The following is an 18,026-nucleotide window of genomic DNA, read 5'->3' as shown; positions in this document are numbered from 1 at the left end:
GCCGCCCCGGTCCAGCCGCGCGAGTTCCCCGCCCGCCACGCCTATGCGCCGGCCTTCGGCCAGGTCCAGGTCGACCGCGAAGCCGTCCCCTCCTCGGCCTTCTCGTCCTCGAACTGACGAAGCGCCCGCCGGCCGAGATGGCCGCGTCCACACGAAAACGCCGGGGCATTGCCCCGGCGTTTTTATGCGTCTTGCAGTCGTAACGGGATCCCGCTGCAGCGAGACTCATGCTGGGTACGCAGATGGCAGGCAATAAATGGTTTCGTCATCCAAATCCGCAGTGACGGGAGCGGAGGGCGGTCCGCCCCCGCCGGCTGCTTACCAATAGCGGCAGACCCGGCCGTATCCGTTCCACCAGCAGCGCACGAAACGGCGCCGCGGGCGGTAGTAGTAGCGGCGCACATAATAGCGCCGGCGCACGATGTAATATTGCATTTCGCGCGGCTCGCCGGCGGCCGGCGCCGCGCCGAGGGCACGGCGAAGACCGGAGACCTCGCGGACCGGCCCGCCCGCCGCGACATCGGCGGCGGCTCCGCCAGCCCCCGCCTGAGCGACCGCGGGCAGGCCTGCAGCGACGAGACCGCCACCCATGACGGCCAGAAACGAACGACGAGCGATCATGACGGCACCTCCAGCTTGATCGGCCCAGCCCGACGACCGGGCGTCCTGATGACCTCTCTGCTAGCGTGACGGCAGGGTTCCGGAGAATTGCAGCCGCTTGCGCCGCGATGCGCCGGCTTGCACATGGATGATCCGGGCGCCGTGCGCCGCGCCCCGAGGGAGAAGCCGCCTTGATCGAGACCCGCCTCATCAGGCAGTTCGTCGCCGTCGCCGAGGAACTCAACTTCCACCGCGCGGCCGCGCGTCTCAACATGTCCCAGCCGCCGCTGAGCCAGGCGATCCGCAAGCTCGAAGCCGATATCGGCAGCCCGCTCTTCATGCGCACCAACCGGTCGGTGACGTTGACCCCGGCCGGCCATGCCTTCCTCTCAACCGCACGGCACGTCCTCGCCGAACTCGACCAGGGCGTCGCCCACGCCCGGCGCGTCGCCGAAGGCATTGCCGGACGCCTGGCGCTCGGCTTCATCACACTCGGCCCGCGGCCGCTCATCATCACGGCGCTCGGCCGCTTCCGCGCGCGCCATGCCGATGTCGAATTTGCGCTGTCGGAGGCGACCACCGCAGAACAGGTGGAGGCGCTCGGCAAGGGCGCGCTCGATCTGGGCTTCATGCGACAACCGGGCGCCGCCGGCGCCGATCTCGTTCTCGAGAGCATCCAGCGCGAGGCGATCCATGTCGCGCTGCCGGCTGGTCATCGCTACGACACCGGCGCTCCGGTCGCGCTCGCCGCACTCGCCGACGAACCTTTCGTCATGTCGGCCCGCCGGTTGGGTCCGGCCTTCCACGACCAGCTCATCGCGCTGTGCCAGCATGCCGGCTTCTCGCCGCGGATCGCCCAGGAGGGGCGCCAGATGCAGACCCTGGTCGGCCTCGTCGCGGCCGGCTTCGGCATCGCCCTGGTGCCGGCCTCGGTGGTCGATCGAAGCCGGCACGACGTGGTGTTCCGGCCGATCCGCAGCGCGGCGCCGCCGGCGCTCACCCATGTCGACCTGCTGATGGCCTGGAACCCGGCACACCCCTCGCCGGTCCGCGACCGCTTCCTTGCCGAGGTCCGCGGCCTCGCCGCCGACCCGGCCCATGGCGATGATATGCAAGGCATATCATTCCGATAGAAACTTGGTCTTTTACAGATCGCCGGTGCTCTGCGACAAGGCCGCCATCGCAACCGATGGAGCCCCTCATGCTGTATCGCCGCCTCGGACGCTCCGGCCTCAGCCTTTCCGCCCTGTCGTTCGGCAGCTGGGTGACATTCGGCACCCGGCTCGACGACCGCGCGGCGCGCGATTGCCTGGCGCTCGCCTATGAGCGCGGCGTCAACTTTTTCGACAGCGCCGAGGTCTATCTGGGTGGCGAAGCCGAACGGATGCTCGGGCGCGCCCTGAAGGACCTCGGCTGGCCGCGCGACAGCTATTGCGTGTCGAGCAAGGTGCTCTACGGCGCCGGCGCGGCGAGCGCCCTGCGGCCGACCCAGCGCGGCCTGAGCGCCAAACATATCGTCGAGGCCTGCGACCAGGCGCTGACTCGCTTCGGCCTCGACTATCTCGATCTCTACCTCTGCCACCGGCCGGAACCGGACATGTCGATCCCCGAGATCTGCCGGACCATGCATGGCCTCGTGACCCGCGGCAAGATCCTCTATTGGGGCACCTCCGAATGGCCGGCTGCCGAGATCGAGGCGCTCATCGCCTATGCCGACGCCCATCACCTGACGCCGCCGCAGCTGGAGCAGCCACAGTACAATCTGTTCCATCGCAAGGCCGTGGAGACGGACTACGCGCCGCTGGCCGCCCGCCACGGCCTCGGCCTCACCACCTGGTCGCCGCTCGCTTCGGGCGTGCTCGCCGGCCGCTACGACGACGGCATTCCCGATGGCTCGCGGCTGACCACGGAAGGTTTCGCCTGGCTCAAGGACTTCGTCTTTGCCGGACGCGAGGAGCAGATGGTCGCGGCCGCCAGGCGCCTGCGACCGATCGCCGGGGATCTCGGCCTGTCGCGCGCGCAGCTCGCCATTGCCTGGTGCCTCGCCGAACCGGCGGTGACGACCGTGCTGCTCGGCGCCTCCTCGCGCGAGCAGCTCGGCCATGCGCTCGATGCCGTCGCGGCGGTGGACAAGCTGACCGAAGAGGTGCGCCGGGCCATGACGCATGCGATCGGCCCGGCGGCGTGACCGGCTTGCCTCGCCAGGCTAGAGCGGCAGCGCGGTCGTCTTCTTGACGCTGCGCAGCGCCAGCGTCGACTGCACGCGCGCGACGCCGGGAAGCTGGGTGACGATCTCGGTATGGATCCGCTCGAAATCGGCGGCGTCGGCATAGGCGATGCGCAACATATAATCGGCGGCGCCCGCAAGCAGGCAGCATTCGGTCACTTCCGGGTGGCGCTGCACCGCCGCCTCGAAGGCATCGAGCGCGGCGCGCCCCTGCTGGTCGAGTGTCAGCAGCACGAAGGCGATGCCGGGCAGGCCGACCGCCTTCTCGTCGAGCAGCATGACATAGCGCGCGATGAGGCCACGCTCCTCCAGGAGCCTGACCCGACGCAGGCAGGCCGAGGGCGACAGATTGACCTTCTCGGCAAGCTCCACATTGGACAGGCGGCCATCGGCCTGCAGCAGGCGGAGGATCGCACGGTCGCGCTGGTCGAGCCCATTTTCAGATTTTGGCATGAATGACGATCTTTTGGTCGAACCGCCGCATATTATGCGATCGTCTTTGTCCAACGCCAACGCATCAGGCGAAAAATTGCGCAAATCCCCGGCCACCATGACGTCGTCGGCAACAGCCGTGACAGGCCTTGGCTCGGCGACAAGAGCCGGCTCAACCAGGACAAGGGGTAGGAACCATGCTGATCGGGGTGCCTAAAGAAATCAAAGACAATGAGTTCCGTGTCGGACTGATTCCGTCGTCCGTCGCGGAACTGATCCATCACGGCCACACGGTGGTGGTGGAGGCCAATGCCGGCATCGGCAGCGGCTTGACGGATGCCGACTATGTCGCCGCCGGCGCCGAGATCGCCGCCGGCCCGGATCCGATCTTCGCGCGCGCCGACATGATCGTGAAGGTCAAGGAGCCGCTGGCCAGCGAGCGGCGGAAGCTGCGCAGGGGCCAGATCCTCTTCACCTACCTGCATCTGGCGCCCGATGCCGAACAGACCCACGACCTCGTCGGATCGGGCGCGATCTGCATCGCCTACGAAACAGTGACCTCCCCGTCGGGCGCCTTGCCTCTGCTGACGCCGATGTCGGAAGTGGCCGGCCGCCTCGCTCCCCAGGTCGGGGCCCACAGCCTGGAAAAGGCGCAGGGCGGGCGCGGCATCCTGCTCGGCGGCGTTCCCGGCGTCCCGGCGGCCGAGGTGGTCATCCTGGGCGGCGGCGTCTCGGGCAGCCATGCCGCCACCATCGCGGTCGGCATGGGGGCCAATGTCACCGTCGTCGATCGCTCGGCGGAAGCGCTGAAGCGGCTCGCTGCCCAGTTCGGCACGTCGATCTCGACCGTCTTCTCGACCCGGCCGGCCATCGCCGAGCTGGTGAAGCGGGCCGACCTGCTCATCGGTACCGTTCTCGTGCCCGGCGCAGCCGCGCCGAAGCTGGTCAGCCATGCGATGGTGCGCACGATGAAGCCCGGCGCGGTGATTGTCGACGTGGCGATCGACCAGGGCGGCTGCGTCGAAACCTCAAAGGCGACCACGCATTCGCATCCGACCTATGTGGTCGACGGCGTGGTGCATTATTGCGTCGCCAACATGCCGGGCGCGGTCGCCCGCACCTCCACCTTCGCGCTCAACAACGCCACCCTGCCCTTCTCGATCGCCCTCGCCGACAAAGGCTGGCAGCAGGCGCTGCGCGACGACATCCACCTGCGCAACGGCCTCAACGTCGCCGACGGCAGGATCACCTGCCAGCCGGTGGCCGAAGCCCATGGCCTCCCCCATGTGAAGGCCGAAAGCCTGATCGGGCTCTGATCCTGCAGGGCCGGGATGTATGGGGCATTCCCGGCCCGCTTGGTGCAAGAGCCCGGCCGAGCAGCGAAGACGGCGCCCTGGATTCGGCGCCGCGGTGGTCGGGCCGGGCCGCGGCGCGCGCCTTGCTAGCCCCGCTGCTGCCGGCGCAGCTTGTCGAAACGCTTGATGACCCGCTCGCGTTTCAGCCGTGACAGGCGTTCGATCCAGAAGATGCCGTCGAGCTGATCGATCTCGTGCTGCAGGCAGGCGGCGAGGAACCCGTCCGCTTCCGCCTCGTGCGCGACATCGTCGAGATCACGCCAGGTGAGCCGGATCCGCGCCGGCCGCTCGATCTCCTCGTTGACCCCGGGCATGGAGACGCTGCCCTCGGTATGGACGGCCGTCTCCCCCGACGTCCAGGTGATCGCGGGGTCGATATGGATCTGCGGCGGCGCGGCCGGATCGAGACGGATGACCACGACACGCCTGAACTCGCCGACATGACAGGCCGTCAGGCCCACTGCCGCCACGGCGCGCATTGTCTCGACGATGTCCGCGGCGAGCTGCCGCACCGCCGCATCCACGACGCCGACGGGCAGAGCCTTCAGCCGCAGCCGCGCATCGGGATACATGACGAGCGGGCGCGCCGGCACGGGCATCTCCTCCTGATCTGGCCCAGCGGTTAACCCGAATCGTTCATGGCGCCAACATGACGGGGCGGCTGAAATCTGTTGATGGCGGTCGCTGAGCCGGCAAGGATGATTGCACGCTCGGGCCGCCTCGCAGCAAACTTCCGCGATTCCGCATGCATGGCCAGGGAAGGACGGGCGCCCGCGACGCACGACGTGCGCTGCGCGGCCGGGATCGATGACGGGCTTCGGCCGCCGACGGCGCCGGGCCTTGTGTGCGTATCGACGGAGGGAGCCCGACCATGACCGCAACCGACCATGCAGGCGAAGTGGGCGGCGCGCCGGCGCATGTCGATTCCAAAGCGATGAAGGCGCTCTGGGGCTCGGCCATCGGCTATGCCATGGACGGCTTCGACCTGCTCATCCTCGGGTTCATGCTGCGCGCCATTTCGGCCGACCTGAAGCTGACCACCACCCAAAGCGCCTCGCTGGTCACTGCCACCCTGGTCGGCGCGGTCGCCGGCGGCCTCCTGTTCGGCATGCTCTCCGACCGGCTCGGCCGGGTGCGCGTGCTGACCTGGACCATCGTGCTGTTCGCCGTCTTCACCGGCCTCTGCGCTTTCGCGCAAGGATATTGGGACCTGCTGATCTACCGTACGATCGCCGGGCTCGGCCTCGGCGGCGAGTTCGGCATCGGCATGGCACTGGTCGCGGAGGCCTGGCCGGCTTCGAAGCGCGCCCGCGCGTCCTCCTATGTCGGGCTCGGCTGGCAGGTCGGCGTGCTCGCCGCGGCCCTGCTGACGCCGCTGCTGCTGCCCGCGATCGGCTGGCGCGGCATGTTCGCCATCGGCGTGCTGCCGGCGATCGCCGCCTATTTCATCCGCAAATCGCTGCACGAGCCCGACGTCTTCGTGCGCAGCACCGCGCGGCCGCGGACAGGCTCGCCGCTCAAGCTGCTGGTCAAGGACGGCGAAACGGCCAGGCTCAGCCTCGGCATGGTCATTCTCTGCTCGGTGCAGAATTTCGGCTATTACGGCGTGATGATCTGGCTGCCGAACTACCTGTCCTCGCGGTTCGGCTACGGGCTGACCCAATCGGCCGTGTGGACGGCCGTGACCATCGGCGGCATGGCCGCCGGCATCTTCGTGTTCGGCCACGTCGCCGACCGCATCGGACGCCGGCCGGCCTTCCTCGCCTATATGCTGGGCGCCGCCATCATGGTGGTCGGCTATTCCAGGCTCACCGACCCGATGGCGCTGCTCGTCGGCGGCGCGGTGATGGGCTTCTTCGTCAACGGCATGCTCGGCGGCTACGGCGCCCTCATCAGCGAGCTCTATCCGACCGCCGCGCGGGCCACGGCCCAGAACGTGCTGTTCAATATCGGCCGTGCGGTCGGCGGCTTCGGACCGGTCGCGGTCGGCGCGCTGTCGCTCGCCTATGGCTTCGAGACGGCCATCGCCATGCTCGCGATCCTCTATGTCGTCGACATCGTCGCGCTCTGGCTGCTGATCCCCGAACGGCGCGGCGCTGAGCTCGCCTGACGGCACGCGTCATGGAATGCCCATGATCAACTGGGCGGCGACGGCGCGCGGTATGCGCATGGCGACGAGCGCATCGATCATCCGTGCCCGATCCTTGAGATCGCCGATCACGGACAGCGTCTCGCAGAGCTTCGGGTAGCGGTAGTAGTCGGCGATCGGATTGTATTCGACATCGGCGAGCCTGTCGCTCAGCGCCTTGGTGAAGATCGGATTGTCGGTGCAGAACTGTTTGACCAGCCCAAAGGCGGCCTTGGACGACATGAACAGGCCGAAGCGGGCCGCGTCGGCCGGTGCCATGGCACTGAAGTCCGCATGTCCCGCGCGCAGGCCGCTCTTGATCCTGTTCGACCGGTCGGACACGTAGATGTTGGAGCAGAGGACGGCGATGAACTCCTCGTTGTCGTCATACTGCCGCATGCCGAAGGACAGCGCCGGTGCCGTGTTCCACCGGCCCGTCGCGTTGCGGAAGACGTGGACGAGCTCGTGGAACAGGATCTCGTCCCAGAGCCGGCCGAAGGTCTGCCCCGCAGGCAGGAGCGCGCAGGAGCCGTGGGCCGAGAAGGCGAAGGGCGTATAGGTCACCACGCCCGTCCAGGCGGCTCCGGCGGCCTTCTGCTCGGCACCGCCCACCGCATTGCACTCGGCCGTCGGATGCGGACGGATCTCGATCGGAAAGCTCGGCCGCCTGATGCAGTTGAGCAGGATCCGCCCGGACACGGTGCGATGGATCCAGGTGAGGTGCTCGCGCACGTCGCGTACATAACGGACGGCGGCCGCGCCGGTCAGCCCCACCGGATTGATGGCGATGAAATATTGTGCGGGGTTCATGGCGTTCTCCCTCACCGGTGGGAGACGATGCCATCCCCAGGCGGCCGGGCCTGTGCCGCTGCGCACAGGCCGCGGACGGCGGCCTAGCCGCCGACGCGCTCGGCCGGCATTGCCGCCACGGCCCCGCCCCGGCCGGCGGCGAGCCGGGCCAGCCGATCGGCGACATCGGCCCGCACCCGCTTCATCGCCTCGTCCTTCACCGGGCCGAAGCCCCTGATGTCCATGGGCGCCGCCGCGATCGCCACCGCCGCGTCGAGATCCGCCGCATCGAGCCCTTCGACGAGGCCGTCGAGGATCGTCTCGAACCAGCCGATGAGGTCCCGCTCTGCGCGCCGTTCGGCGAGATAGCCGAAGGGATCGAAGGCCGTGCCGCGCAGCCGCCGCAGGCCGGCGAGCAGCCGCAGCGGCCCGGCGATCCAGGGACCGAACCGCCGCTTCAACGGTCGGCCGCGAGCGTCCCGGCCGAACGACAGGAGCGGCGGCGCCAGGTGGTAGGCGATCTTGAAATCGCCTTCGAAATCGCGCGCGAGCGCCTCTCGGAAGCCCGTCGCCATGTGCAGGCGGGCCACCTCGTATTCGTCCTTGTAGGCCATCAGCTTGAACAGCGACCGGGCGGCCGCCGCGGTCAGGCGCTCGCTGCCGAACCGCGCTTCCGCGGTCCGAAGCGCCGCGATCCGGGCCCGGTAGCGTTCGGCGTAGGCCGCGTCCTGATAGGCGGTGAGGAACTCGACCCGCCGCGCCACGAGCCGGTCGAGCGTTTCCGCAGGCTCGGCCCCGGCGCCGAGCGCCCGGGCGATCCGGTCCGGCGCGGCGCTCGCAAGGCGGCCCCAGGCGAAGGCCTGGTGGTTGCGCTCGACCGCGACGCCGTTCAGGTCGATGGCGCGCCCGAGGGCCGCGGCCGAGAGCGGCACGAGTCCCTGCTGGAAGGCAAAGCCCAGCATGATCATATTGGCATAGACGCCGTCGCCCATGAGGGTTTCGGCCATCCTGTTGGCGTCGAGCCTTGCGACATTGCCCTCGCCCAGCCGGTCGTCGATGGCGGCGAGCCGCAAGGCGGCGCCAAGGTCGGCATCGCGTCGGCGCACGATGTCGCCGGTCGGCATTTCCGCCGTGTTGATCACCGCCTTCATGCCGCGCCGATAGGTGCCGGACGCCTTGGGCGCGGAGCTTACCACCATGTCGCAGCCGATCAGCGCGTCGGCCGCGCCCTGGTCGACGCGCACCTGGTGCAGCTCCGCCGGCGTCTTCGCCAGCCTCAGATAGCTGATCACCGGGCCGAATTTCTGGGCGAAGCCGGTGAAGTCGAGAACCGAAGCGCCCCTGCCTTCCAGGTGTCCGGCCATGGCGATCAGGGCGCCTACCGTGATGACCCCGGTGCCGCCGACCCCTGTCACGATCAGATCGTAGGGCTGCTCGAGCGACGGCGGCACCGGCTCGCCGAGCCGCGCGGCCTCGGCCACCGCGTCGAGGCCGGAGCCGCCGCGCGCCCGCCGGCGTCCACCCTCCACCGTCACGAAACTCGGGCAGAAGCCATCGAGACAGGAAAAATCCTTGTTGCAGGACGACAGGTTGATCTGCCGCTTCCGGCCGAACGGCGTCTCCTTCGGTTCGACGCTGAGGCAGTTCGAGGCCACCGAGCAGTCGCCGCAGCCCTCGCAGACGAGGTCGTTGATGACGGCGAAGCGGGCGGGATCGGGAGCCTCGCCGCGCTTGCGCCGGCGGCGGGTTTCGGTGGCGCAGGCCTGATCGTAGATCAGCACGGTCACGCCGGGCACGTTGCGCAATTCGCGCTGCACCGCGTCGAGGCTCCGCCGGTGATGCAGCGTCACGCCGACGGGCAGGTCGCTCGCGCGGAACCTGGACGGATCGTCGGAGACGAGCGCGATGCGCGCGACGCCCTCCGCGCGCACGCCGTGGGCGATGGCCCGGACGCTGATCGGCCCATCCACCGGCTGGCCGCCGGTCATCGCCACGGCATCGTTGTAGAGGATCTTGTAGGTGATGTTGGCTTTCGCCGCGATCGCCTGGCGGATCGCCATCGAGCCGGAATGGTAATAGGTGCCCTCGCCGAGATTCTGGAACACATGGCCGCGGCCGGTGAACCGTGAGGAGGCCGCCCAGTTGACACCCTCGCCGCCCATCTGGATCAGCGAGGTGGTCTCGCGGTCCATCCAGCTCGCCATGAAATGGCAGCCGATGCCGGCGAGCGCCTGGGAGCCCTCCGGCACGCGCGTCGAGCTGTTGTGCGGGCAGCCCGAGCAGAAATAGGGCGTGCGGGTCGCGCCCGCGACCGTGATGATGCGCTCGGGCGCCGGACGCAGCGCCTCGGCGCGGGCGGCGAGGCCGAGCCCGGGGAAGATCGCGTCGAGCCGCGCGGCGACAATCGGCGCCAGCATGCGCGGCGACAGCTCGCCGATCCAGGAGACCAGCCTGGCGCCGGTCTCGTCGTGCTTGCCGACCATGCGATCGGGCTTGGCGCCCGGATAGTCGTAGAAATATTCCTTGAACTGGCTTTCGATGATGCCGCGCTTTTCCTCGATCACCAGGATCTCGCGCTTGCCGCGGACGAATTCGAGCGCATCGTGCAGCGCCAGCGGCCAGACCATGCCGACCTTGTAGATGTCGATGCCCATGCGGCGGCAGGCCGCCTCGTCGAGGCCGATGAGCCGCAAGGCCTCCATCAGGTCGAGATGGCCCTTGCCGGTCGTGACGATGCCGAAGGTCGCGCCCGCGACGCCATAGATCGCCCGGTCGATCGGATTGGCGCGGGCGAAGGCATAGGTCGCGTGCTTCTTCGCCTCCATGCGCTCCTCGATCTGCGGCCCGGGCAGGTCGGGCCAGCGGTAGTGCAGGCCGCCGGGCGGACTGACGAAATCGGGCACGACGAAACGCCGCTCGGCCGGCAGCACGACGGATGCGCCCGATTCCACCGTTTCGGAAATTGCCTTGAAACCGACCCACATGCCGGAGAAGCGGCTCAGCGCGTAGCCATAGGCGCCGAAGCTCAGATATTCGCCGATATCGGCCGGGTTGAGCGTCGGCATGAACCAGCTCATGAAGGCGACGTCGGACTGGTGCGGCATGGAGGAGGAGACGCAGCCATGGTCGTCGCCGGCAACGACCAGCACGCCGCCATGAGGCGACGAGCCGTAGGCATTGCCGTGCTTGAGAGCGTCGCCGGCGCGGTCGACGCCCGGCCCTTTGCCATACCAGAGGCCGAACACGCCTTGGACGTCGCGTTTCGGGTTGCCCTCCACCTGCTGCGAACCGAGCACGGCGGTCGCCGCGAGATCTTCGTTCACCGCCGGCAGGAACTCGATGCGGTGCTCGGCGAGCTGCGCCTTGGCGCGCCAGAGCTCGAGATCGACGGCGCCGAGCGGCGAGCCGCGGTAGCCCGAGACGAAACCGGCGGTGGCGAGCCCGGCGGCGCGGTCGCGCCGGGCCTGGTCCAGCACGATGCGGACCAGGGCCTGGGTGCCGGTCAGGAAGACGCGGCCTTCGGTGGCCGCATAGCGATCTGCCAGCCGATAGTCGGCGAGCGCCGTCGTCATGGCATTGTCCCCGGGGCTGATGACGTTTCGGCCATTATCGGCCCGCCGGCCCGGAATTTTCGTCCAATCTTGCGGCCGCCAGCGGCACGTTCGGTCAATCCTTCCAAATTTCCCGGAATCCTGGATAATTCCTCCAACCGCACCCGCACGAGGCGAGGCCCATCATGCTCGAGCCCCAGGACGAACGGATCCTGCACCATCTGCAGAGGGACGCGCGCGCGACCAACCAGCAGCTCGCCGAAACCGTCGGCATGTCCGCCTCGGCCTGCTGGCGACGCGTGCGCGGGCTGGAAGAGGCCGGCGTGGTGCAGCGCTACACCGCGCTGGTCGACCGCGAGCGCGCGGGCTTTGCCATGTCCGCCATCATTCACGTCTCGCTGGAACGGCACGACGCGACCTTCGTCGAGCAGTTCGTGTCGCGCGTGAAGGCGCGGCCCGACGTGCTCGAATGCTTCGCCACCACCGGGGATGCGGACTATCACCTGCGTGTCGTCGCCCGCGACATGGAGGCCTACAACCGCTTCCTGGACGAGTTCATGTTCCGTCTGCCGGGCATCCGCCACGTGCGCAGCAACGTGATCCTGAAGGAGATCAAGACGGAGGTGGCGCTGCCGTTCTGAGCGGCGCAGACTGCATGTCGCGCCCCGCTGCCGGCCCGATGCGGCAGCAGCCGTGCCATGCGGTTCGGCGTGCTTTACTTCGCGGCCCGGCCATCTCATATTTTGCGTGAAATATCATTCAACGCAGCAGGAGCCGAGCGCATGAGCGACGAAAGCCTGGGCCAGATCGGCGACGAGATCATCTTCGAGAACGAGTTCGTACGGGTCTGGGGCCTGACGCTCGACCCGGGCGAACGTCAGCCCTGGCATGTCCACGAACTGCCCTATCTGGTGATCCCGCTCACCGAAGGCAGCAACGAGATGCACTGGAAGGACGGGCGCGTCGTGAAGACCGCCGAACAGCCCGGCCAGGCCCTGTGGCGCATGCCCGGCGCGCCGCACGAGCTGGTCAATACCAGCGGCTGGACCTACCGCAACATTCTGGTGGAGCTGAAGAACGCCGGGGGGCAGGCCGGATGATCCGCCTCTCCCGCCGCGCGGCGCTGCAAGGCGCCGCCTTCGCAGGCCTTGCCGCCGGCGGCACGGCGACCGCCGCCAGCGGCTTTCCCGGCCGCACCGTGACCATCGTCTCGCCTTATCAGGCGGGCGGCACCAGCGACATCATCGCCCGGATGATCGCGCAAAAGCTCGGCAGCGCCTGGCCCCATCCCGTCATCGTCGAGAACCGGCCCGGCGCCAATGGCGGGGTCGGGGCGACCGCCGTCGCCCGCGCGCCGGCCGACGGCCACACTCTGCTCGCCACCGCCTCCAGCGCCCTGACCGTCAATCCCCTGCTCTACCGTTCGCTCGGCTATGACGTCGCGCGCGATTTCGCGCCCATCACCCGGACCGGCAGCGTGCCCAATGTGGTGGTGGTCAATCCGGCACTGCCGGCGCGCAGCCTCGCCGCGCTCATCGCGCTCGCCAAGGAGAAGCCGGACGCGATCAGCTACGGTTCGCAAGGCAATGGTTCGAACGGCCATCTCAACGGCGAGCTGTTCAAGCAGATGACCGGTGTCACCCTGACCCATGTGCCCTATCGCGGCTCGGCGCCGGCGGTGTCCGATCTCGTCGGCGGCCAGATCCAGCTGATGTTCGACAACCTGCCATCGGTCATCGAGCAGATCCGAGCCGGCACGCTGCGCGCGCTCGCCGTGACCACGGCGGCGCGCTCGCCCTTCCTGCCCGATGTGCCGGGCATGGCCGAGGCCGGCCTTGCCGGCTTCGACACCAGTGCCTGGTTCGCGCTGCTCGCGCCGAAGGAAACGCCACCTGCGCTGCGCAGCGCGATCGAAGGCGCGGTCGTCGCGGCGCTGACCGACGCCGAAACCCGGCAGAAGCTCGGCCAGGTCGGCGTCACCGTCGTCGCCGACGGCGCGACGGCGCTCGCGCGGCAGATCGACGCGGAAACCGGGCTCTGGCGCGATGTCATCGCAAAAGCCCGGATCAGCATCGAGTGACCCGGCTCAGCCGGTGAGCGAGGCCGGCACGGTCACGCCGAGCCGGCCCGCCGCGGCAAGCAGCGAGGCGCGGGTCGCCGCCGCCAGGCGGCAGTCGCCGGAAAAGGAGCGGTGAGCCTCGCTCGCCCGGTCGCCCGGCATGCGCACGGGGTCTGCGCCTGGCGCGGTGCGCGAGGCGCGGATGCGGTCGGCGAAGGCCCCGGCCGCCGCCGCGAAGTCGGCGACCGGCCGGAAGCCGGCAATGTCGATCGCCAGGAACAGATTGGCCGAGCCATAGGGCCTGGAAAGATCGCCATAGAGCGGCCGCACCGCCTCGCCGATCGCGCCCGAGGCGAGGCCGCCGGTCAGGAGATCGACCATGACGGCAAGGCCGAAGCCCTTCGCTCCGCCCGCCGGCAGCAGCATGCCGGCGATCGCCGCGGCCGGATCGGTGGTCGGCAGGCCCGCGGCATCCGTCGCCCAGCCCGGCTCGATCGCCTCGCCGCGGCTTTCGGCGAGACGGATCTTGCCCATCGCGCCGGCGCTGAGGGCGAGGTCGAGCACGATCGGCGCGGCGGGTCCGGGCACGGCGATGGCGACGGGATTGTTGCCGACCACGCGCTCGGCGCCGCCCGGCGCCGGCATCAGCGGCCGGGTATTGGCCATGACGATGCCGACGCAGCCGGTCTCCGCCATGGACCGGGCGAACCGGCCGGCGGCGCCGAAATGGAAGGCATTGCGCACGGCAACCGCCGCCAGACCATGCGTGCGGGCGCGGTCCGCCGCGAGCGCGGCGGCGCGGGCGGCCGTGACATGGCCGAGGCCGTTCTCGGCATCGAGCACGATCTGCGCGCCGGTATCCGAAACGATCCGTCCTTCGGCGGCCGGCGCGACCGATCCCGCGCCGATGCGATCGAGATACATGGGCAGCAGCATCAGGCCATGCGACCCGAGCCCTTCGATATCGGCGTCGACCAGCGCCTCGGCGACGAGGCTCGCCTTGTCGGCGGGCGCACCGGCCGCAGCCAGAAGGTCGCGCGCGAGCGCCGCGAGATCGGCCGCCGGCAGGGTCAGCATGGCGCTCATGAGCGCCCCCTCATGCCATGAGCCGCCATCAATGCGCGTCCCGCTCGTCGGTGTACCAGGACGGCTTTTCCGGATAGTGCGGACCGTCATAGATCTCGAGCACCACCGTCTCCTCGTGGGCGAGGGTCGGCCCGTGCACATTGCCCTTGGGATTGCAGTAGAAGCTGCCGGCCTTCAGGGTCACGCCCGTGGCGGTATATTCATAGTGGCCGCTGAGGCAGTACATGAACTGGTTCGAGGCGTGCAGGTGCGGCTGCGGGATGCTCGCCCCCTTCTCGAACCTGATCAGCGCGATGCTCGCGCCAGTCGCCTCGTCGCGCCACAGCATCTTCTCGTGCACGCCCTTCAGCGACTTCTCGCGCCAGGGCACGGACGCGGTCTGAATGAGAATTTCCTCAAGCTTCGGAGCACCTTCCGGAAGCGTCATGATGTCGAGCCTTTCTGCCGTGGGATATCCGCCGACGATTGATCGGAGCGAATGATATTTCACGTGATGTGTTTTGCAAAGCCTTGGCGGCGGGTCCGGGCATTGCCCGCCCGCCGTAAGGCAGAACAGGGAAAAGCCGGGACGGTGGTCGAAGACCCCTTGCCTCGCCGGCTGCTTTGCGGCGACATCGCCGCCACGGTCCGTCCAGCGGATCGGTGACGAGGGAGAGCCAGGAGCATCATGCGCGGCCAGCCGAAGCGCGCCTCGACGGCCCCGGCCGCCCGGTCGGTCGCCGCCGACCTGATCGCCGTGCTGGTGGCCGTGACCGGCGGCGAACCGCGCGTCATGACCATCCAGGATGGCAGCGCCCTGCCCTCCGGCCCGTTCGCGCTCAGCCATCGTTCGCTGCAATCGGGCCTCAGGAGCTGGGTGGAGGAGCAGACCGCCCACCCGCTCGGCTATGTCGAGCAGCTCTACACTTTCGCCGACCGTGACCGGTCGGGCGAGGATCCCGACCATCGGGTGATCTCGATCAGCTATCTCGGCCTGACCCGGGAGGAACCGGGCAGCGGCGACGGCGCCGGCTGGCGCAGCTGGTACGACTATTTTCCCTGGGAGGATTTCCGGGCCGGTCCGCCGGCCATGCTGGAGCGGGTGCTGGCGCCGCGGCTGGAGGCCTGGGCCACGACCGGCGGCGATGAGCGCGCGGTGCAGGAGCGGCGCCAGCGCGTCGCCATCACCTTCGGCCTCGCCGGACGGAGCTGGAACGAGGAGCTGGTGCTGCAACGCTACGAGCTGCTCTACGAAGCCGGCCTCGTCGCGGAGGCGCAGCGCGAACAGCCGCCGGGCGCGGCGCCGGCCATTCCCGGCCGGGTCATGCGCGGCGATCACCGCCGCATCCTTGCAACCGGCCTCGCCCGCCTGCGCGCCAAGATCAAGTACCGGCCGGTCGTCTTCGAGCTGATGCCGCCGGCCTTCACGCTGCTGCAGCTCCAGCGCACCGTCGAGGCGCTCGCCGGCCATTCCCTGCACAAGCAGAACTTCCGCCGGCTGATCGAGCAGCAGGACCTCGTCGAGGAAACCGGCGCGATCGCGGCCGACACCGGCGGCCGCCCGGCCAAGCTGTTCCGCTTCCGCCATGCCGTGCTCGCCGAGCGCGCGGTGGCCGGCACCAAGCTGCCTCTCTCCAGGCCTTGACATTCTTTATGCTCAGGATCAGCATAAGCCATCATATGCTCATTTGGAGTATAATTCGATGGCAACGCGTCAGGCCGTGCTGGAGCGCACCGCTTCGCTGTACGAACGGGTGAGACGGGTCATTCCTCCGGTCGAGTGGCCGGCTTTCGCCGAGGATGTCGACGCCATTCTCGCGCTGAAGCGCGCGCGCAACGCGGTCATTCTCGCCCACAACTACCAGACGCCCGAAATCTTCCACTGCGTCGCCGACCTCGTCGGCGACAGCCTGGCGCTCGCGCGCAAGGCCATGGATGTCGAAGCCGACGTGATCGTGCTCGCCGGCGTGCATTTCATGGCCGAGACGGCGAAACTGCTGAATCCGGACAAGACCGTGCTGATCCCCGATCTCGGCGCGGGATGCTCGCTGGCCGATTCGATCACGCCCGCGGACGTCAGGCTGATGCGCCAGCGCTATCCGGGCGTGCCGATCGTCACCTATGTCAACACATCGGCCGCGGTGAAGGCCGAATCCGACATCTGCTGCACCTCGGGCAATGCCAGGGCGATCGTCGAGGCGCTCGGCACCGACCGCGTGATCATGCTGCCGGACGAATACCTTGCGCGCAACGTTGCGGCGGAGACGCATGTCGAGATCATTGCCTGGAAGGGCCATTGCGAGGTGCACGAGCGCTTCACGCCCGACGACATCCGGCAACTGCGCGAGAGCCATCCCGGCGTGACGGTTCTTGCCCATCCCGAATGCCCGCCGGCCGTCGTCGCCGAAGCCGACTTCTCCGGCTCGACCGCCGCCATGTCCGACTATGTCGACAGCCGCAAGCCGCCCCGGGTCGTTCTGCTCACCGAATGCTCGATGAGCGACAACATCGCCGTGCAGCACCCGGATGTCGACTTCATCCGGCCCTGCAATCTCTGCCCGCACATGAAGCGCATCACGCTCGCCAATATCAGGCGGGCGCTGGAAGAGAACCGGCACGAAGTGACCATCGCGGCGCCGCTGATGGCCCCTGCCCGCCGCGCGGTCGAGCGGATGCTCGCGGCATGACACCCGTGGCCATGTCTTTCGACGGCCGAGCGGTCGTCATCGGCGGCGGCATGGCGGGGCTGATGACAGCCCTCGCGCTCGCCCCCATGCCGGTGCTCGTGCTCGCCCGCGCGCCGCTCGGCCAGGAAGCCTCCAGTGCCTGGGCGCAGGGCGGCCTCGCCGCCGCGATGGGCGCGGACGACAGCCCGGCGCTGCATGCGGCCGACACGCTGGCGGCGGGCGACGGCCTGTGCGATGCGGCGGCGGTCGATCACATCACGGCGGCGGCGCCACAGGCGATCGCGACGCTCGCCCGCCTTGGCGTGCGCTTCGACCGCGGCCCGAACGGCGCCCTCAGCCTCGGCCTCGAAGCGGCCCACAGCCGCCACCGCATCGTCCATGCGAGCGGCGACGGCACGGGCCGCGAGATCATGCGCGCGCTCGCCGCCGCCGCGGCGCGGACCCGCTCGATCGACATTCTCACCGGCTTCGAGGTGCGCCGGCTGATCGTCGCGGACGGCGGCATTGCCGGCGTCGTCGTGGCCGGCCCGACGGGGGCATTGACCATCCCGACCGGCCGGGTGGTGATCGCGACCGGCGGCATCGGCGGCTTGTTCCGCGACAGCACCAATCCGACCGGCTCGTTCGGCCAGGGCCTCGCGCTCGCGCTGCGCGCCGGTGCGGCGATCGCCGATCCCGAATTCGTCCAGTTCCACCCCACCGCCTTCGACGGGCCGGAACGGCCGATGCCGCTGGTGAGCGAAGCCGTGCGCGGCGAAGGCGCCATACTGATCGACGAAACCGGCCGGCGCTTCATGGCCGGCGTGGACGGAGCCGAGCTTGCCCCGCGCGACGTGGTCGCGCGCGCCGTCTGGCGCCACCTCGCCGCCGGCCACAAGGTCTTTCTCGATGCGCGGGAGCGGCCCGGCGCACGCTTCGCGGCCCGCTTTCCGGCGATCACGGCGATCTGCCGCCGCGCCGGCATCGACCCTGCCCTCCAGCCGATCCCGATCCGCCCCGCGGAGCACTACCACATGGGCGGCATTGCGGTGGACGCGAGCGGCCGCAGCACGGTGGGCGGCCTCTGGGCCGTCGGCGAAGCCGCCGCAACCGGCCTGCACGGCGCGAACCGCCTCGCCAGCAATTCGCTGACC

At 69.3% G+C, this 18,026-nt stretch carries 17 protein-coding genes; 10 read left to right on the top strand and 7 right to left on the bottom strand.

Annotation, left to right across the window (positions count from 1 at the left end):
- Positions 1-318: 318 nt before the first annotated feature.
- Positions 319-621 carry a hypothetical protein gene (locus OZ671_RS30270; RefSeq protein WP_268864157.1) on the bottom strand — a complete coding sequence of 101 codons (303 nt, stop codon included), beginning with the start codon at positions 619-621 and terminating at the stop codon, positions 319-321.
- Between the two features lie 170 nt (positions 622-791).
- Here OZ671_RS30270 and OZ671_RS30265 point away from each other — a divergent pair, with 170 nt between their 5' ends.
- Positions 792-1,733, top strand: a complete 942-nt coding sequence (locus OZ671_RS30265) for a LysR substrate-binding domain-containing protein (RefSeq protein ID WP_268864156.1) — start codon at positions 792-794, stop codon at positions 1,731-1,733.
- Between the two features lie 68 nt (positions 1,734-1,801).
- Entirely contained in the window at positions 1,802-2,788 is a 987-nt protein-coding gene (locus OZ671_RS30260; protein WP_268864155.1) for an aldo/keto reductase, read from the top strand.
- Between the two features lie 18 nt (positions 2,789-2,806).
- Here the strand turns inward: OZ671_RS30260 and OZ671_RS30255 are convergent, their stop codons facing one another.
- Positions 2,807-3,280, bottom strand: a complete 474-nt coding sequence (locus tag OZ671_RS30255) for an Lrp/AsnC family transcriptional regulator (protein WP_268864154.1) — start codon at positions 3,278-3,280, stop codon at positions 2,807-2,809.
- A gap of 176 nt (positions 3,281-3,456) precedes the next feature.
- On the opposite strand from OZ671_RS30255, the gene ald reads away from it, so the two are divergent.
- Entirely contained in the window at positions 3,457-4,575 is a 1,119-nt protein-coding gene (ald, locus tag OZ671_RS30250) for an alanine dehydrogenase (protein ID WP_268864153.1), read from the top strand.
- A gap of 125 nt (positions 4,576-4,700) precedes the next feature.
- On the opposite strand, the gene OZ671_RS30245 is transcribed toward ald, so the two are convergent.
- Positions 4,701-5,207 (bottom strand): peptide deformylase, encoded by a 507-nt coding sequence (locus OZ671_RS30245; protein ID WP_268864152.1) that lies wholly within the window; start codon positions 5,205-5,207, stop codon positions 4,701-4,703.
- Between the two features lie 278 nt (positions 5,208-5,485).
- Between OZ671_RS30245 and OZ671_RS30240 the strand changes: the two genes are divergently transcribed.
- Complete coding sequence (locus OZ671_RS30240; RefSeq protein ID WP_268864151.1) at positions 5,486-6,724, top strand: MFS transporter; 1,239 nt, start codon at positions 5,486-5,488, stop codon at positions 6,722-6,724.
- Positions 6,725-6,733: 9 nt separating this feature from the next.
- Here the strand turns inward: OZ671_RS30240 and OZ671_RS30235 are convergent, their stop codons facing one another.
- Both OZ671_RS30235 and OZ671_RS30230 read right to left on the bottom strand, forming a co-directional pair.
- On the bottom strand, positions 6,734-7,552 hold the full coding sequence (locus OZ671_RS30235) for a hypothetical protein (protein WP_268864150.1): 819 nt from the start codon (positions 7,550-7,552) through the stop codon (positions 6,734-6,736).
- A gap of 83 nt (positions 7,553-7,635) precedes the next feature.
- The gene (locus OZ671_RS30230) at positions 7,636-11,103 is read right to left on the bottom strand and encodes an indolepyruvate ferredoxin oxidoreductase family protein (RefSeq protein WP_268864149.1); all 3,468 of its coding nucleotides are present in this window, start codon (positions 11,101-11,103) and stop codon (positions 7,636-7,638) included.
- A gap of 164 nt (positions 11,104-11,267) precedes the next feature.
- On the opposite strand from OZ671_RS30230, the gene OZ671_RS30225 reads away from it, so the two are divergent.
- The 3 genes from OZ671_RS30225 (at position 11,268) to OZ671_RS30215 (ending at position 13,162) form a co-directional block, all read left to right on the top strand.
- On the top strand, positions 11,268-11,723 hold the full coding sequence (locus OZ671_RS30225; RefSeq protein ID WP_268864148.1) for an Lrp/AsnC family transcriptional regulator: 456 nt from the start codon (positions 11,268-11,270) through the stop codon (positions 11,721-11,723).
- Between the two features lie 141 nt (positions 11,724-11,864).
- On the top strand, positions 11,865-12,182 hold the full coding sequence (locus OZ671_RS30220; RefSeq protein ID WP_038311624.1) for a hypothetical protein: 318 nt from the start codon (positions 11,865-11,867) through the stop codon (positions 12,180-12,182).
- Complete coding sequence (locus OZ671_RS30215; RefSeq protein ID WP_268864147.1) at positions 12,179-13,162, top strand: Bug family tripartite tricarboxylate transporter substrate binding protein; 984 nt, start codon at positions 12,179-12,181, stop codon at positions 13,160-13,162. The genes OZ671_RS30220 and OZ671_RS30215 overlap by 4 nt, the downstream gene beginning before the upstream one ends.
- Positions 13,163-13,168: 6 nt before the next feature.
- Here OZ671_RS30215 and OZ671_RS30210 read toward each other — a convergent pair whose 3' ends face one another.
- Together OZ671_RS30210 and OZ671_RS30205 are read right to left on the bottom strand one after the other, a co-directional pair.
- Positions 13,169-14,227, bottom strand: coding sequence for an Ldh family oxidoreductase (locus OZ671_RS30210; protein ID WP_268864146.1), 1,059 nt, complete (start codon positions 14,225-14,227; stop codon positions 13,169-13,171).
- Positions 14,228-14,255: 28 nt separating this feature from the next.
- The gene (locus OZ671_RS30205; protein ID WP_038311627.1) at positions 14,256-14,654 is read right to left on the bottom strand and encodes a cupin domain-containing protein; all 399 of its coding nucleotides are present in this window, start codon (positions 14,652-14,654) and stop codon (positions 14,256-14,258) included.
- A 240-nt stretch (positions 14,655-14,894) separates the two neighbouring features.
- On the opposite strand from OZ671_RS30205, the gene OZ671_RS30200 reads away from it, so the two are divergent.
- The 3 genes from OZ671_RS30200 to OZ671_RS30190 form a co-directional block, all read left to right on the top strand.
- A complete protein-coding gene (locus OZ671_RS30200) occupies positions 14,895-15,851 on the top strand; it encodes an NUDIX hydrolase (RefSeq protein ID WP_268864145.1) in 957 nt (318 codons plus the stop codon).
- A gap of 58 nt (positions 15,852-15,909) precedes the next feature.
- Complete coding sequence (gene nadA, locus OZ671_RS30195; protein WP_268864144.1) at positions 15,910-16,893, top strand: quinolinate synthase NadA; 984 nt, start codon at positions 15,910-15,912, stop codon at positions 16,891-16,893.
- A partial coding sequence (locus OZ671_RS30190; RefSeq protein WP_268864143.1) for an L-aspartate oxidase occupies positions 16,890-18,026 on the top strand: 1,137 nt, incomplete at its 3' end. The genes nadA and OZ671_RS30190, both read left to right, overlap by 4 nt.

The organism is Phreatobacter sp. AB_2022a (assembly GCF_026847585.1).
GTDB lineage: Bacteria > Pseudomonadota > Alphaproteobacteria > Rhizobiales > Phreatobacteraceae > Phreatobacter.
Note: the sequence above shows the minus strand (reverse complement) of the source record. Positions and strands in the feature narration are given on the sequence as shown.